This window comes from Algorimicrobium bowmanii (genome assembly GCF_054031195.1).
Genome location: NZ_CM132929.1, coordinates 1474159 through 1489777 on the forward strand (window position 1 = coordinate 1474159; position 15619 = coordinate 1489777).

Annotated in this window: 14 protein-coding genes and 1 pseudogene; 2 read left to right on the forward strand and 13 right to left on the reverse strand. The window is 31.8% G+C overall.

Annotated features, from left to right (window positions below; genetic code table 11):
• Positions 1–56: 56 nt before the first annotated feature.
• Entirely contained in the window at positions 57–1031 is a 975-nt protein-coding gene (locus tag ACW5R3_RS06495) for a DUF4625 domain-containing protein (RefSeq protein ID WP_456578778.1), read from the forward strand.
• Between the two features lie 184 nt (positions 1032–1215).
• Here ACW5R3_RS06495 and ACW5R3_RS06500 read toward each other — a convergent pair whose 3' ends face one another.
• On the reverse strand, positions 1216–2379 hold the full coding sequence (locus tag ACW5R3_RS06500; RefSeq protein WP_456578779.1) for an MFS transporter: 1164 nt from the start codon (positions 2377–2379) through the stop codon (positions 1216–1218).
• Between the two features lie 347 nt (positions 2380–2726).
• Entirely contained in the window at positions 2727–3386 is a 660-nt protein-coding gene (gene nfsB / locus ACW5R3_RS06505; RefSeq protein WP_456578780.1) for an oxygen-insensitive NAD(P)H nitroreductase, read from the reverse strand.
• Between the two features lie 119 nt (positions 3387–3505).
• On the opposite strand from nfsB, the gene ACW5R3_RS06510 reads away from it, so the two are divergent.
• Positions 3506–3838 carry a winged helix-turn-helix transcriptional regulator gene (locus ACW5R3_RS06510; RefSeq protein ID WP_456578819.1) on the forward strand — a complete coding sequence of 111 codons (333 nt, stop codon included), beginning with the start codon at positions 3506–3508 and terminating at the stop codon, positions 3836–3838.
• A 105-nt stretch (positions 3839–3943) separates the two neighbouring features.
• Here the strand turns inward: ACW5R3_RS06510 and ACW5R3_RS06515 are convergent, their stop codons facing one another.
• The 11 genes and pseudogenes from ACW5R3_RS06515 to ACW5R3_RS06565 form a co-directional block, all read right to left on the reverse strand.
• Positions 3944–4759, reverse strand: a complete 816-nt coding sequence (locus tag ACW5R3_RS06515; protein WP_456578781.1) for an alpha/beta hydrolase — start codon at positions 4757–4759, stop codon at positions 3944–3946.
• 192 nt (positions 4760–4951) lie between these two features.
• Entirely contained in the window at positions 4952–5404 is a 453-nt protein-coding gene (locus ACW5R3_RS06520) for a hypothetical protein (RefSeq protein WP_456578782.1), read from the reverse strand.
• Between the two features lie 453 nt (positions 5405–5857).
• Positions 5858–6946 carry a ligand-binding sensor domain-containing protein gene (locus ACW5R3_RS06525; protein WP_456578783.1) on the reverse strand — a complete coding sequence of 363 codons (1089 nt, stop codon included), beginning with the start codon at positions 6944–6946 and terminating at the stop codon, positions 5858–5860.
• A gap of 29 nt (positions 6947–6975) precedes the next feature.
• Complete coding sequence (locus ACW5R3_RS06530) at positions 6976–7611, reverse strand: hypothetical protein (protein ID WP_456578784.1); 636 nt, start codon at positions 7609–7611, stop codon at positions 6976–6978.
• Positions 7612–7788: 177 nt separating this feature from the next.
• Positions 7789–8493 carry an SIMPL domain-containing protein gene (locus ACW5R3_RS06535; protein ID WP_456578785.1) on the reverse strand — a complete coding sequence of 235 codons (705 nt, stop codon included), beginning with the start codon at positions 8491–8493 and terminating at the stop codon, positions 7789–7791.
• 217 nt (positions 8494–8710) lie between these two features.
• The gene (locus ACW5R3_RS06540; protein WP_456578786.1) at positions 8711–10069 is read right to left on the reverse strand and encodes a S41 family peptidase; all 1359 of its coding nucleotides are present in this window, start codon (positions 10067–10069) and stop codon (positions 8711–8713) included.
• Between the two features lie 690 nt (positions 10070–10759).
• Positions 10760–11398 (reverse strand): DUF998 domain-containing protein, encoded by a 639-nt coding sequence (locus ACW5R3_RS06545; protein WP_456578787.1) that lies wholly within the window; start codon positions 11396–11398, stop codon positions 10760–10762.
• 151 nt (positions 11399–11549) lie between these two features.
• Positions 11550–12125: a YdeI/OmpD-associated family protein gene (locus ACW5R3_RS06550; RefSeq protein WP_456578788.1), complete on the reverse strand. Its 576-nt coding sequence runs from the start codon at positions 12123–12125 to the stop codon at positions 11550–11552.
• Positions 12126–12267: 142 nt separating this feature from the next.
• Positions 12268–13317: pseudogene (locus ACW5R3_RS06555) on the reverse strand (serine hydrolase domain-containing protein).
• A gap of 563 nt (positions 13318–13880) precedes the next feature.
• Positions 13881–14729, reverse strand: a complete 849-nt coding sequence (locus tag ACW5R3_RS06560; protein ID WP_456578789.1) for an SDR family oxidoreductase — start codon at positions 14727–14729, stop codon at positions 13881–13883.
• A 164-nt stretch (positions 14730–14893) separates the two neighbouring features.
• On the reverse strand, positions 14894–15619 hold the full coding sequence (locus ACW5R3_RS06565; protein WP_456578790.1) for a siderophore-interacting protein: 726 nt from the start codon (positions 15617–15619) through the stop codon (positions 14894–14896).

Here is a 15619-nt window from a genome sequence, read left to right on the forward strand (position 1 = left end):
TAAGTGACAGAAAATGTATTATATAACTTATTTTTTTTAAGTAAACCAAATTAGAAATGAAGAAATTACATTTAAAGCAAAACCTAATAATTTTATTAGTAATACTAGGATTCAACTCTTGTAGTAGTGATGATGCTGCTGTAGAATCAACTGGTGTATTAGCTAAGGCGGATATATACAATGTGGAAGTAGGACTGCGTGATAATGGATTAGGTGTTGTTGGTGATGATTTTCACTTTAACGCTGAAGTTTTAGTAGAAAGTTTAATAAATGTAGTAAAAGTAAATATCGAGCAAAGAAGTGATGAGACTTACGATCATGAATGGTCTTTTGAAATTGTTTGGGATGATCAATACGATGGTGTTAAAAATGCTCGAATTCATCAGCATTTTAGTATAGAAGATGATGCCCCTAGAGGTGTATATGACTACATTATTACAGTTATAGAAAAGAATGGATCGGTAACAGAAGAAGTACGTGAAGTTAATTTAATAGATTCTACGGATTATCCTGAAGTAGAACCATACGTAAGAACTTTTGGAGTAGATAAAATAGATGTGAATGGAGTAGGTGGATTTAATAATTTCTATAATAACGATGAGTTTAGAGATACGGATAACCCAGGCTTTTTGAAAGATGAAAGTATTTGGTCTTCTATTGGAATTGGTTCTATTAAAGGTGATGGTATTATGTATGGCTTATTAATAAAGAAGAGTTATAACCACAAGCCAGAAAATATAGAAGCTATCGATTTTTCTAAAGCTATTGTAACAGAAATTGTTGAACATACAGGTTATGACACTGTTCGTACATTAAATAACAGTTACAATGAAGATTATAACAACCATTATTTTTATGGTGCTCCGCTTCTAATAGGTGCAACGGAAGATAATACGCTTCCAAGTCCTATTCCAATTACAGGAGGTAAAGCATGGGAAAATGGTGAGTACTACTATGGTGTTGTATATACTAACTTCACATATGCAAGAAGTACATTTAAGTACATCGAGTTTGAAATTTCAGGTTTCTAAACCTAATAAAATATAGTTTGTAAAACCCTTTTTATACGGTGAATTTATGTCGTCACTTTATAGGAAGGGTTTTCTTGTGAGTAAAAAGGAGCTAAGTTTTACCATGTGTGTACTTAACTTGTATTTGTTGTATAAGTGTTTTATAGAAGGCTTCTGTGGAAATAGTATTGGTGTAAGGTTGTTTTTATTCAGGTAATTGAATTGGGCTTTGTTTTCTCTTATAAAAGTGAAAGAGGAGTAAAACTGTAATAGCAAGTATAGTAAAAAACAGATAACCAATTAAGGAGTTTTCAGTACCAAACTTTTCGGAAGTAAGCCCTAAAATAATACTAGGAACACCAAAACCCAAATACCCATATAAAAGATATCCAGAAACCACTCTAGGTTTTTCTTCAGGATTAAGTAATGAAACACCTTTCAGTGTGCCAAAATAACCAAAGCCGTAAGCTACCATTCCAATAATAGCACAGCCAGATAGGACAAATGCTAAATAACCATTAATACTTCCATAGGTTAAAGCGGAAAAGCCAATTGGTAATAACGTATAGGCAATGGTCATACAGTTTCTTACAGAAAAACGTTTGGCTATTGGTAAAAATAGGGCGCCTGTTCCATTTATTAAAAACAATGATAAACCACTCCAACCACCAAGGTTAAATTTAGATATTTGCGAAGGAATTATGGCTATAACCACACCTGTAGCGGCCCAAAATAAGGCTACAGACAGGTTGTATTTTAAAGCGCCTTTTGGATACAATGGTAGTTTTATCATTTTCTTACCGGTATCGAATTGCGATTCAGGTAAAGTAGTTGTTATGCCCAACCAGATAACAGAAATGGATAATAGAATCCAATAGGTTAGTGGTACCAGAGTTGTATAATACGCTAAATAAATACCTGTAAATAAAGCACCACTACCAAAACCTAAAGCTGTAGCCAAAGCAACAATATTTGAGGATTTGGTTTCCTTATGATTTGTAAACATATCGGAAAGAAAACTGCTACCTGTTGAAATGGATAAGGCCACAGCACAACCAACTATTATTCTAGATGCAAATAATACATATAGATTAGGGTATAAGCTAATGATAAAAATAGAAAGAGTAGATAGCATGAGTGCTATGGTGAGTACTTTTTTCTTTCCAATTTTATCTGAAAGCCCACCAAATAATAAGGCTGTAGGAAGAAGCCCACCAATATAAGAGGCAAAAGCAAAGCCCACCATACCTACTCCAAAGTTTTCATTTTCTGTATAGACTCTAAAGAGCGGCATTTCTAAATTAACAGCAGCGGTTATTAAGAATAATACGCCCGTAATGATGTAGATGTTTTTTTGGTTATGAGTCATTTGGGAACAAACAGGGGGTTTTTGTTTTGTTTTTAAAATTACTTTTATTCTAGCAATTCTTACTACACAATACTAAGTTTTTTAGCTTTTACATGTTTACACACTGTTATTTTACCAAGATCTATAAACTCTTACCGTGTTAACACGGCTCGGTTCTTTGTTTTACTGAAAGTTATTTTTAAACCGTTTGAAGGTTTTATTGTCTCAAAAACAGGTTTTTTAAAGGTTGTATAGCTATCTTATAACTATATGATAAATACTACGTTTATCCAGCTGTTATACTGCAATACAACCTTTTTATATACTGTTATAAACTGTCTTAGCAAGCTTAAGACAGATATGTATCATTAAATAGAAGTGAAAATTTCATTTTCAGGTAGCCTAGCCTTCGGGTTTTTATCGGTTGTATTAAAGTCTGTCTCGGTTCTAAAGCCTAAAGAAACAGCAACTAAAGCAGTAAAACCTTTTTCTCTTAATCCAAACTCTTCATCTAAAGCTTTTACATCAATACCTTCCATTGGTGTTGCGTCTATTTTTAAGCTTGCTAGACCTAATAAAAAACTTCCTATGTTTAAGTACACTTGCTTTTCTACCCAGTGTTGTATATCTTTTAAATCGTATTTATGAATATTTGTAAACGCATTCATTGCGCCAAACAAGCCGTTTTTTATATCTTCAGTAGGTAATCTTCCTGCTTGGTCTTCTGTTTCTAAAACATGTTTTAAGTACGGTTCATCTACAGATGTTTTAGCGCAAAACAATACCACTGCAGCAGCATTCGTTACTTTAGGTTCGTTAAAATGAAAAAATCCTTGAGTACCTTTGGCCATTCTTGCTTTTCCTTCTTTTGTTTCAGCAATAATAAAGTGCCAAGGTTGTAGGTTAATACTTGAAGGGCTCATTCTTAATAAATTCTTTATTTCTGCCATATCTGTGTCAGAAATTTTTTTGGTCGGATCAAATTCTTTGGTTGTGTACCTCCAGTTTAGGGTGTCTTTTAAACTCATAATATTTTGATTTTTAATTACTATACTTTTTATAGTTGCAAACTTAAGTATTGTATTATATATTTGCAATAACGGTCAAAAAGGATAGTATAAATTATATGAAGAAAGCAGAACAAAACATGTTGAATTTTAGAGGTAAGCAATATCCTTGTTGTGCCAGTTTAACCATGGGGATTATAGGAGGGAAGTGGAAAACCGTAATTTTATATCATTTAATGGAAAAGACACTCCGTTATAATGAGTTAAGAAAAGAAATGCCAACGGTTACTGAACGTACACTGAGTTTGCAACTGAAAGCCCTGGAAGAAGATGGCTTAATTAGCAGGAAAGTATATACATCTAAACCGCCATTGAAAGTTGAATATTCGCTAACCGATTTTGGAAAAACATTAATTCCTTTAATTCAGTCTATAGCAGATTGGGGAGATTCCGTGATTGAAAATTATTTATGATTACCAATATAGGTGATTATATTGTGAAGATTTATTTAAGATTAAGTTTTAGCCTAATATTTTAAAAAGTGCTTTTCAATCATTATTAAGCTACTTGTTTTATTGCTAATCATTAAGCGTCCATATAAGGGCTTTTTCTTTTGCTGCCCTAAAAATGGTATGATGAGCTTCGTCAGGTTCATCGGAATATTTCCAAATAAGCTTATTCTTTGGAGTTACTTTTTTAAAAGCCTCTGCTAAATTATGAGTGGCTTCTTGCATCCCTTCAACGTCAGAACTTGCAAACCATATTTTTGTTTGTGTTTTTGGTAGGTTGTTTAAATAAGTTTCTACGTTTATATCATAATTATGGTTATTCCACCATAATGAAGGATCAAAAGCTATATAGAAATCAAAACTAGCCGGTTGTAATAAGAAGGTTTCAGTAACAAAAAGGCCTGCTAGAGATTCCCCAATTATGCCTTTTTTGGCGCTTGTTTTATAACGACTGTTTATTTTAGGAATAAGTTCTTGGGTTATAAAAGCTCTAAAGTTGGCAGACTCTCCTGTTTCGTCAGCTATTTCTTTATCGTTTTCTACTCCTGTATAACCTGTTAAGTCTCGTTGTCTTTTTGTGTTTTCAATACCTACCAAGATGTAAGGCGGTATTTGTTTTTCTAGTATGAGTTTTTCTAAGGTATTTGCTATGTGTGGAAAGTCCTCCTTTATTCCTCCATCAGGCATATACAAAACTGGAAAATTAGTAGTATCTACTTGGTAATTTGGAGGTGTCCATACATTTATAACACGGGTTTCGTTAACAAATTTTGAATCAATGGTTAGACTATCATGCTCCGGAATGGGATCGTTATATACAATAGCCGTGTTTTTGCAACTAATTACAACAATGGCAATACACAGTAAATAGCTTAATTTTTTCATTTTTGTAAGGTTTTCTTAAAGATACAAATTTGTGATTAAGCAACTAACCGTTTTTAAGCTTTAGTTAGGTGTTTTACTAGCAAACGTTGAGGTCTGTTTTAGTTGCTGTATGTAAAGGGGGTTTCTTGTTTTATTTAGAGTGTGTTAATGTGTTGTAAAGCAAAAAAAACATGTGTGATTGCTTTAAAACGTTTATTTAATTATAATTTTTATATCAATTTTTTCTATAGATTGTAACTTTATATGATGGAATACTTTCCCAAAGTAGCTTATAGAATATAGCTCTGAATATATGCCATTTGGTATGTTTTTATGACGCTTCCATTCGTTATAAGAAGATTCAGAATTTAATATAGGAAGGTGAAAATCAGTAGAATTATCAATGATATAATACTGTGAAGCTAATTTATATTTTTTTGCTCTTCTAGCGTTAACAACACTTAACTTATACCTTTTAAAAACTTTATTATTAATGACTGTATCTTTTAGAATGAAAAAGTCTTGATTTTTATCATGAAAGTCATGAGGTTTAGCTCCTGATCCAACATTTTCAGACAGGATGTTTATAAATTCAGCTTTATGAAAGTTCTTTTTTAAGAATACAACATCAGCTAAAAGTCCGTTTATATTATCTTTAAAAACCAATCTGTAATTTAAGCTGTCCTTTTCTGAAATAATAGCTATGTAGTTATTGTTTTTCGAATTTGTTAAATAGTAATTGTAGTATTTTGAGTTTTTTAGATGTTCATTTTCAGTCTGAATAGAATCTTTGTATAAGTTTGTTTCGTATTTAGTTAAGTAGTCAAATTCGTATTGTTTTTTGTGCCAAACAAATGCTTGTAAAAAAGCAAAAAAGGATAGTGAAAATTTTCATTAATGTTTTTTTTAATAAATAACGTTCGTTTCATGTTTTTAACATTTAGAGAGGTGCACAATGTTATTTTAGGTAAGTAGGAGGGTTTTGGTAGTTATAAGGAGCTTGTAATTTTTTATGATTGGTTTATTTCGTTTTTTGGATGTGCTATTAGTATTACCAGAAATTTTAAAGCGTTAAATTAGGGAAACTGCTTGAAAATCTTGCTGTTCGTTTTTTTTATTTTACCAAGGGCCATTTTTATTAATCTTTACAAAAGTGTCATTTTCTAGTCTAAACGCACCATCAAAGCCAACAAACCAAAGACGATTATCCTGGTCTTTGAAAATTTGAAACACTACGGGACCTTTGTTAGTAGATGATTTTTGAAATTCCACCAAATGACTTCCATCATAGGTATATAAAGCATGCTGGTTTGAAACAAACCATAACTTACCATCTTGATCCAGTTCTAGGCTTCCGATACCTTTTCCGGTTTCAACTTTATCTTTTGTAATGTCTACAGCTTTATTTTCTGTAATTTTATACAGTCCTACTTTAGTTGATACCCATAAATTGCCAGAAGTATCTTCAATAATATCATTTATAAAATTGGTTTGAATTCCTAGTTTCTTTGAGCTATTAGTAAGGGTGTTATTAGTGTAAGAAAAAAGACCAGCATTGGTGCAAAACCACAGCGTTCCTTGGCTATCTTCTAATATGCTATGAATCATTTTAGTACTTGAAACCCCTAAAGTTGGATCGATTTCTCCTTCGGGAAGGGGGAATTGGGAAAACGTTTCACCATTAAAAACTGAAATGCCATTACGTGTGCCAATCCATATTTCTCCATTTTTAATAGCAGTAATAGACCAAACATCATTGCTAATTAATCCATCCGTTTCGTAGTAATTTGTTACAGTATCTCCCGCAATACTGCTTACGCCACCGGAATGGCCTATCCATATTTTACCGTCCGTACTTTCGGTTATGTTTTTTATAGTCACACCTTTGCCGTTTTGATGCGTTATGTTATCAATAGAAATTAATATGTTGTCCGTTAATTTAAATGTACCGTTTTGTGTACCAAACCATAGGTTGCCTTTACTGTCTTGAAATATGGTTCTTATAACTTGACTAATTTGGTTATTGCTATCTGAAAACAAAATACTATGTGGCGCATTATAGGTGTTTGGTTTTAGTGTGTCTTGATTTTTGTTTGAGTTTGTATCGGGTTTTAAGTTAGTCTCTGGTTTAGACTGTTTTGGAATATTGCAGGAAGCCCAGCATAGCGTAAATAACATTATGGTGATATGCAGTAAGCGTTTTATCATCTGATTATTATTTATAGCTGGTTTTGTTTTTAATTAAAATATTCGGCATAGGCATCTGCAACATCACTCACATTTGCTTTTTTGAATTCTTTATTTTCAATACGTTCTACAAACTCCGGATTATCCTTAAAAAATATGGCCATTGCTTTCCTAACCATTCCATGCGAAAAGCCTTTTCCGCTAACTATGGAAGCTTCTTCGTCATCAGGCATTTTTAAAAGAAAATAAATAGTAGACCAAAACGAATTGTTTCCTGTTATAGAAATCATCCGTCCCTTTTTATCCAATTTATACTTTTGAGCTAATGAGTATTCGTTTAAAACGGCGTTAGCATGAATTAGTAACATCCAATACTTACCGCTCTTAGATTTTTTATATTCTTTTCCAAAAGACTTAAATAAATGTACAGCTTCATTATACTCGAATAAAAATTGAGTTCCTGTTTCTGCTGTATACATAATTTGGAAAATACTTTCATCTTCAAACTTTTGTACCTCACCGTCCATTGAGGTTTTGAATTTTATATTTCCATTCAACATTTCATTAGAAGGTAATTTTGCAAATCCTTCTTTAATTTGGCCATTATTGGTTAAAATTTTGGCTTTATAATATTGTGCATGGGAATGTAATGAGATAAATAAAAGTAGAAAAAGTAGGTTTTTCATGGTGCTTTTGGGGTTTAAAAAATTAAAATATGCTATTACATAATGTGTTTGTACATGATTACGTTACGTGTTTTAGCAACTAATTTAGTAAACTAAAATGAATCATTGGAAATTCTGAAGGAATTTCCAAGTAAGCGCAGAGAAGCTCTTGCTTAAGCACATTGTCCTGCTTTGGTTTTATTCAATAGCAAATTTTATGGTAATTGCACTTTCAATTTTTATTTTTTCAAACTCAATATCAATTGGTTGGTAGCCTTCAGCATTATCTGAACTATACTTTTTTACTTGTATTCCTGTTGTACGAGCTTGATAAAAATTAGAAACATGCGCGTTTAAATCTGAAATATAAAGTGCTTTTACAATTTTCTGATTTAAGGGTTTTAACATGGATTCTGCTTGCATTTTTGCTTTAAGAACAGCTTTTTGTTTTAAGTTTATTTTTAATGTTTCCATTTTAGAATATTCCGTTTTGTTTAAATGCACATTAGAAACTTCTATGGATTCTAGTGCAACAATTACTTTTCCGGCAGTTTCAGCATCATACACTAATAGGGTGTATGCTTTATTTTTTAAGACCTCTTTACCTTTTAAAAAGTAGTTTTTAAAATTACTTGTAACATCCGAAAGGCTCAGTTGTTTTTTTGTGTCAATCCCTAAAGCGATTAGTTGCGTATGCATGCGGTTTTCCAGTTCTTCAACAGACGTTTTACCTTTTGTATCTTTTTCAGTTATTAATATTGATAAATAAATGCGATCTGGTACAACTAAGGTGTCAACAGTTGCTGTAGTTTCTAGATACGCTTGGTCTATAAAGTTTTTTTCTTGTGAATAGCCTTGTATGAATAACAGGCCGATAGTTACTAATATTGCAATTTTTTTCATAGTATTTTTTTTATTCGATTCGTAATGTATGTAACGAAGCTACAATTTCAGATCGTTTCACAAAAGTCTGAATGCGTAAACGAGCTGTTTCAGTTCGTGTGTAGGGTAATATGCTAAATAATCGATAGCTTAGCAAGAAAAGTTTCAATTAAACCTAGGCAAGAACCCAGAACGATGTGTTATTGTTATGCTGTAATATTTTATGGTGAGTCACTTTTTATTTTATCCAATCTAGTGCGTATTCAAGTGCATCTTTATTGGTTTCAATATCTGGATAAACAGGTTCAAAAATATCTGGGTTGCCATTTGCTCCAATATCATAAGTAGAACTTACATACACATAGTTTCCAGAGTTAGGAAGTGCGAAATTTATTTGCTCACCAAAGTCGTTGGTTAATTCACCTGTTGCCGACCCAATTAAAGTGCTTAGTTTAAATGTTTTTATAGCATCAGCTAAAAAATTAGCACTAGAAAAAGTACTAGGGCCAATTAAAACGCATGTTTTTCCTATAAAATAGTTTTCAGGTTTAGTGGGGTGCATTAATGCATCGTCAAAAGATTCAATTATGGATTGATTTTCAGCTGCCTCATATTTTTCAATAAAATCTTTTCCAAAAAGTTCTTCATACTCCGGGTTATTTTTAAAACTGGTTTTGGCTTGGTTACTAACTTTCCAATACCTGCCGCTTGATTGTCTGTATGGTTTTGTGGTGATGTAAGTAAGTAGTAAATCATTCAGACTCGAATTACCTCCTGAATTCTCTCTAATATCTATTATGAGTTTGTTAATGTTTTTCGTCTTAATTTCTGTAAATGTTTCTTTTAGGAATATTTTAAAGGCATCATAATCCGTACAGCTATTGTAAGTAATAAGTCCAATATTACCCTGAACGATATCGAAAATATAATTCTCTTTTTCTTGATTTTGATTGATCAAAGTATTTAGGCCTGAAATATCTAATCCAGGTAATTCGATGTCTTTATCTGTATTGGAGAGTTTAACGGTGTAAGGCGCTGAAACCTTATCTGTAAAAAATAAATATAGCGGAAATACTTGCTCGGTATACTCTTTTTTGAAAGATTCAATACCGCCAATATAGCTCATGCATTCTTTGTAAAGTTCAGATACATCTATTCCGTTTATGGATGTAATTACGCTGCCTTTTTTTATATTTTGACTAGCAGAACGCGTAACAATTAGGCGGTGACTATTATTGGAAAGTTTACCCGTAAATGGAATGAATTTGTACTCCATTAATTCGGGTAGAATGTTATTAGTTTGCCAATCCATTGAGGTGTGTCCGCCACTCATAAGGGCCGATAGTTTCATACCGGTTGTTACAAAGCGTTTCAGTGAAATGGAATCTTTATTAAAAGTGCTTAATAAGTCGGTTTTGTATTGGTTAAATTGTTCTTTGCTAGTTTTAAAGTAAGGATTGTAGTGAATTTCTTCTATGGTTTTAATCATATAATTAATATCTGCTACTGCTTTTTCTGTTTCAATATAAGCTTTGTTTTGGCCAATTCCCGTAGTTGCTATTAAAGTGAAAATGACACTTATAAATATGGATTTCATGCTTTATGTTTTTCAAATTGATGCTAATGGGTTTGTGTAACCATCTGTTATGATGTAAATTAATAATTATTTTCTATTTAGCATAGGTTTTAACAATTTTGAAAGAATTTACATGTTGTTCATTTCGCTATAACAGCACTTAGGCATTGTTGTGTGTCGGTTTTTACTTCTTTTATTCCTAAAAGTATTAAAGCGTGTTGGGCTTGTTTCCTATGTATGTCCGTTTGCACATAGAACAAGGTGTCATGGTGCTATTAGGTTTCTAAAAGCTTATAAGGTTAGACCATTTTAAAAGGTATATTATTAATACGGTTGCTCCCGTACTAACAAAAATTGAACTTTGCCAGAACCAAACCTTGTTTCCCCAAATGCTTAACCATTTTTTTCCAAAAGTTTCTTTGGCGTAACCTTTCATACTTACGTAGTAGGTAGCATTCATGATCAAGAAAACGGCAAGGGCAATTAGTAATATCCACATGTTATTCATAGTCAAATTTTTAATTGGTGTTTAGTCTTTTGCATACACCCAACGGTTTGGTGTAAGTTTGGCTAAATGTCGTTTTTTTAATTCAGATTAATCATCCTAAATTGATTGAATGCTTGGTTTTCAGTTTTTGTAACCGTAAAAAGAAATCTACAGGATTAGGGTGGTAATTGCATGAAAAATAAACTATTATTTTTAGATATATGTCAAACCTTATACCTGTTATGGGTAGCGTGTTTTATTTTTAAGGCGCAAGCGAATATCCAGGTCAAAATTAATAATTCAATAATTCGTTGATATATGCCTAAAAAATCTGATTCTAGATTAGACATTAATAAAACAACAAAACCAGCACTTAGCATTCCTAAAACAACAGATGAAATAGAAAGACGTTTGTACTTTTCAAATTTTCTAAAGCCAATACCTGCTATTACAATACTTATAGGAACCAAAGTGTAAACAAATAGAGCTGATGCATTATGTATTACCTGCGAAATACTAGGATTTATATATTCAGGATTGCAACCACTATCACAAGGAAATATAGAAACAATAATAGTTCCTATACCATAGAATAGTCCTACACCCAGGAATCCAATTTTTATTAATTTAGAAGCGGGGAAATATTTGATACCAAGAAAGCAAAAAAGCGTAAATAATATACCGCTCGGTATATAACCTAAAATTCTTAACCATAATCCATAGATTGTATCTATAGCATAGGTTTCACTTATATATTGGCTAGTAATACTGTAATTTTCTATTAATAAACCACCAATAGCGCAGGTGCTAACAAATATAATTATGCCTATTACACCAATGGCATATATGGTTTTATTATTCATGAGGTATTTATGGAATTACTAGAAAAAATCTAGTTTATGTTTATATAGTTCAGCAACTAAGTTAGCAAATAAAAGCGAATATAAAGTCTGATTGAATTTAGGAACTAGGAGGGAACAGGTAATGGATTTTATGAAACGCTGTAAGGTGTTTTTATCTAAATTGTTTGGGTTTCATCTGTTTGCTTGCGTTTTCAACAATAACAGCAATTCTTTTTGATTTAGTTGCTTCTCGCTTTGCTGAAACCACCCAATATAACAGTGATTTTTTTACTGATTTGGATAAGCTCTCAAAGTACGCTGTTGCATTTTTTTCATTTCTAAGGGCTTGCTCTAAAGCTTTTGGTATCTCTAGGTTTTCAATAGCATCAAGAATAGTCCAAGAGCCATTTTCTTTTGCTATTTCGATACTTTTATAACCAGCTTCTGTCATCAACCCTTGGTTAATCAGGTTTTTAACTTTTTCCTTATTAACCTTAGACCAGTTACTCTTATGTTTTCGCTTGCAGAAATATTGTTTATATCGTTCGCTATCAATTGTTTTTTTTGTGCTGTCAATCCAACCAAAACAAAGCGATTCATCTACAGATTCACTCCAACTAAGGTTATAGTTAGGCGAATTTTTTTTGTAGAAAATCAACCATACCGAATCCTTTTTTATGTGGTTTAATTCTAACCACTCTCTCCATTCTGTTTGGCTTTTTATATTTATTTCTTCAGCATCTTTCATGTTGATTTCTCTAATGTTTTATAGTGGTTTATTATATTAAGTGTTACGGTTTTATATATGATACGTTGTATGTGTAGGGAACTAATTTAGCAAATAAAAATAGAATAGAAAACCTGTTTAGATTTTTATAAATAAGAGTGGATTAGCTAGGATTTATATGTGGTGTTGTTCTAGTTTTCTTCCTGATAATTTTCACAATTCGGTTAATTGTAATTTCCGATAAATTCCATTCATAACCTTCAAAATCTGTGGTATTGATAAACTGAACAACAATAGTGTCAATATCTTTGTGATATTATGCAAGACTTTGGTAACCAATAACTAAACCTCCGTGGTTGTGTTCGTAGGGATAAATTTCTTGTTCTCCCTTTTCAAATACGGAACCATCATTTAAGGCTCTTAAAAATATGCCAACATCTTGGGCTGTAGCTAACATGCCATTTTCTTGGTTTTTAAAGTCTTCATCAAAACCTACATAATAACCACTCATTACATTATCTAGGTTAACTTCTGTAATTGAAAAGAAGGTGTTTTTAAGATTTAAAGGTTTTAATATTTTTTCTTTAATATATTCATTATGGTTGTATCCTAAGACATTATCCATTATCCTGCGAAGTAATAAATAATTGGTGTTGGAATATTCATATCCTTGGTTTGGTGCAAAGCTAGTAGGTAGATCTAATGCAAAGTCGAGGGCATTTTGACTATTTTTTTGTTCGTCATGCCAGTATGCCGGATTATCGGTAAAATTAGGTATGCCAGACCGATGTTGAACCATCATTTTTAGTGTAATTTCTTGAGCATTTTCTATTCTTCCTTTTAATTCTGGTAGGTAATCTGTTAGCTTCTTATCAAAAGACAAACGTTTTTCTTTAACCAATTTAGTAAGGGCTACAGCTGTATATAACTTGCTTATACTAGCAATTTTGAATAATGAATTTGGATCGGCCAATATCTTGTTGTCTCTATCTTTCCATCCACTTGCGTAAAATAACGGAGCTTTGCCGCCTTGATCTACATAAACAATCATTCCGTCAAATCCATGTTCAATGGCTTCATCCATTTGTTCTTGAATTGTATTTGGTAAAGGGAGTATCCACGCTTTAACTAATATCCATGGAACAAAAAACATTGAAGTTATAGTACTAACAAATAAAATTACTCTAAATATTTTGGTTTTTTTCATACTCATTATGATAGTGACTTATAGTGTTTACTTACAAAAGTCAATATATATTTTAAGTACTGAAATTTTTAATCTCTGAATTGTTGAATATTCTAGATGAAATGTATTTCTGTTTTACTAGTTTATTCAAATTAGTTACTAGGTGTTTATTTAGGGTTTCCTGCAGCTATTGTTGATACTATCATTAAAAAGAAATTTTCAGTAAATAAATTAATTGCGCTTAATAGTAATAATAGTACTTCTAAAAATCATACTTGCTCAATCTCTATAACCTATAATAATTGCCGTAAAAACGTAACCATTTGCAAAAGAATTTGTAGGCATATCAGTTTCCAAAGATACAATTTTAAATTCAGTACCATTTGCACTTCCTTATCGATATTCAAATCTACCTTTATCTGGCATACTTACCGTTTTTTGAATTAACTTACTTAAAATTCTAAATAAAAATCGGAAAATAAATCAGAATTTTTCCAATCCGCAAACTTGCTTTAACATTTAACGAATTGGCTATGCGGAGTATCTTGAAGGGTATTGCGTATGGATATTGTATGGCATGGCATAGTTTTTTAGTTCTCTTTAAACTCCTTCATAATCTCTATGATGGGCTTATGAGGTCTTCCTGTTGCTTTTTCAAAATCAGATTTCACATCATTTACACCAATCTTAATTCCGTTGTAAATGCCAGCAATAATAGTTCCAATAAAATCACCTAACTCTTCTTTTCTTTCTTTCTCATAAGTCTTTACTGAAACAGAGTTGTATGTTAAATTGGTATTGAAAACCTGATTTATAAGTGTAGCTAATTGGTTCTGGGATATTGGTTGACCAACCAAATTGTAGGTCTGTCCGTTATGTCTGTCTTGAAGTAGCATTTGTGAATATGCAAAACCTAATTCTCCTCTGCTAGTATAACAACATTTTCCATCACCTGAACAGTTTCTAATTTCTCCTTCTTTTAGATAAGTGTCGAGATATTCAAGATCGGGTTCAATGTAAATTCCATTTCTTCCAATTACCCAATTTAAACCTGATTCCTTGACATCTTTTTCAGTCTGACGATTACTTCTTACTATTGGGCTAAAAGTGGTTTTTTCTTCGTCACCAATAATGCTGGTGTATACTATTTTTTTGACGCCATTTTGTTTGGCAGCTTCAATTACATTCCTGTGTTGCTGAATCCTTTTTTTTGGATCATCCATACCTGAAATTAGTAGAACCGTTTCAACTCCTTTTAAGGCTTTATTAAAATCTTCACGATTATTGTAATCTCCTTTTCTTACTTCAATATCAAGGTGAGTAGCCTTTTCAGGTGTTCTAACAATCCCAATAATATTTCTTTTACCAATTTCCTTTTTTAATTTATTAACAATGGAAGTGCCTAATTGACCGTTTGCTGCTGTAATTGCGATTCTCATATTTTGTTTTTTATTATAATCAAGGGGTTTGTGTATAATTAGTGGCGCGTTTAAGTACCTAATTTAGTAAACAAAAATTAGACAGAAAGCTCTCGATGATTTTAGTAAATTGGTTAAAACTAAGCCATGAATTATACATATTTTAAGTTAGAGGTATGGACTTTTTATTCCAATCCTTTTTTGTCAGGATTCCAAAATGGTTTCGTTTTAATTTGTTTGGTATTCCATTTAAGCTCTTTCCTTAAATAGTTGTTTACAGCAATACAAACCCTACTATCCCCTGCAATATATGCCATTTTCACACCTTTAAGTTGCGATAATAAATGCTCTATTTTGGCTATAATTTCTTGTGTATTATTGTCTTCTATACTATAAAAGTTAAATGGTTTTTCATTATCTATATCTGCGTATAATTCTGTAATATTCTTATTATAAATAATGCTTTCTACCTGTTTATCTTTAGATAAATTTCTATTGATGATATATAAATGTGATAATGCAGAAAGGTCACCAATCATTAAATAGCTATCTGCAGTAGTATCTACGGTAAATTTTCCTCTTTTTGTTTTGTAATAAACAGTATCACCAGCCATACAGTCTTTCACCCATTGTGCACCAATGCCGTTGCTATGGGTGGCTATGGCTAGACTAAATGTGTTTTTGGCTTTATTTATATTCCAGATAGAATAGCTTCTTACCATGTCTTTTTTTGAGCTAGCGTCTTGCCCAATACCAACTCCTAATCGAATAAAACAACCTGGTACAAAATCTATTGTTTTTACAGCCTCACTTTGTATTTCAATTTTATAAACGCTTTTGGAGAGTTGTTCTTTGGATATAATTACGCCATTATCCATTATTTTTTTGATGATGTTTTCTATGAGCGCCAT

Coding starts and splice junctions, on each gene's coding strand:
- ACW5R3_RS06495 (WP_456578778.1), top strand. CDS start 57: ATGAAGAAATTACATTTAAAGCAAAACCTAATAATTTTATTAGTAATA.
- ACW5R3_RS06500 (WP_456578779.1), bottom strand. CDS start 2,379: ATGACTCATAACCAAAAAAACATCTACATCATTACGGGCGTATTATTC.
- nfsB (WP_456578780.1), bottom strand. CDS start 3,386: ATGAGTTTAAAAGACACCCTAAACTGGAGGTACACAACCAAAGAATTT.
- ACW5R3_RS06510 (WP_456578819.1), top strand. CDS start 3,506: ATGTTGAATTTTAGAGGTAAGCAATATCCTTGTTGTGCCAGTTTAACC.
- ACW5R3_RS06515 (WP_456578781.1), bottom strand. CDS start 4,759: ATGAAAAAATTAAGCTATTTACTGTGTATTGCCATTGTTGTAATTAGT.
- ACW5R3_RS06525 (WP_456578783.1), bottom strand. CDS start 6,946: ATGATAAAACGCTTACTGCATATCACCATAATGTTATTTACGCTATGC.
- ACW5R3_RS06530 (WP_456578784.1), bottom strand. CDS start 7,611: ATGAAAAACCTACTTTTTCTACTTTTATTTATCTCATTACATTCCCAT.
- ACW5R3_RS06535 (WP_456578785.1), bottom strand. CDS start 8,493: ATGAAAAAAATTGCAATATTAGTAACTATCGGCCTGTTATTCATACAA.
- ACW5R3_RS06540 (WP_456578786.1), bottom strand. CDS start 10,069: ATGAAATCCATATTTATAAGTGTCATTTTCACTTTAATAGCAACTACG.
- ACW5R3_RS06545 (WP_456578787.1), bottom strand. CDS start 11,398: ATGAATAATAAAACCATATATGCCATTGGTGTAATAGGCATAATTATA.
- ACW5R3_RS06550 (WP_456578788.1), bottom strand. CDS start 12,125: ATGAAAGATGCTGAAGAAATAAATATAAAAAGCCAAACAGAATGGAGA.
- ACW5R3_RS06560 (WP_456578789.1), bottom strand. CDS start 14,729: ATGAGAATCGCAATTACAGCAGCAAACGGTCAATTAGGCACTTCCATT.
- ACW5R3_RS06565 (WP_456578790.1), bottom strand. CDS start 15,619: ATGGCGCTCATAGAAAACATCATCAAAAAAATAATGGATAATGGCGTA.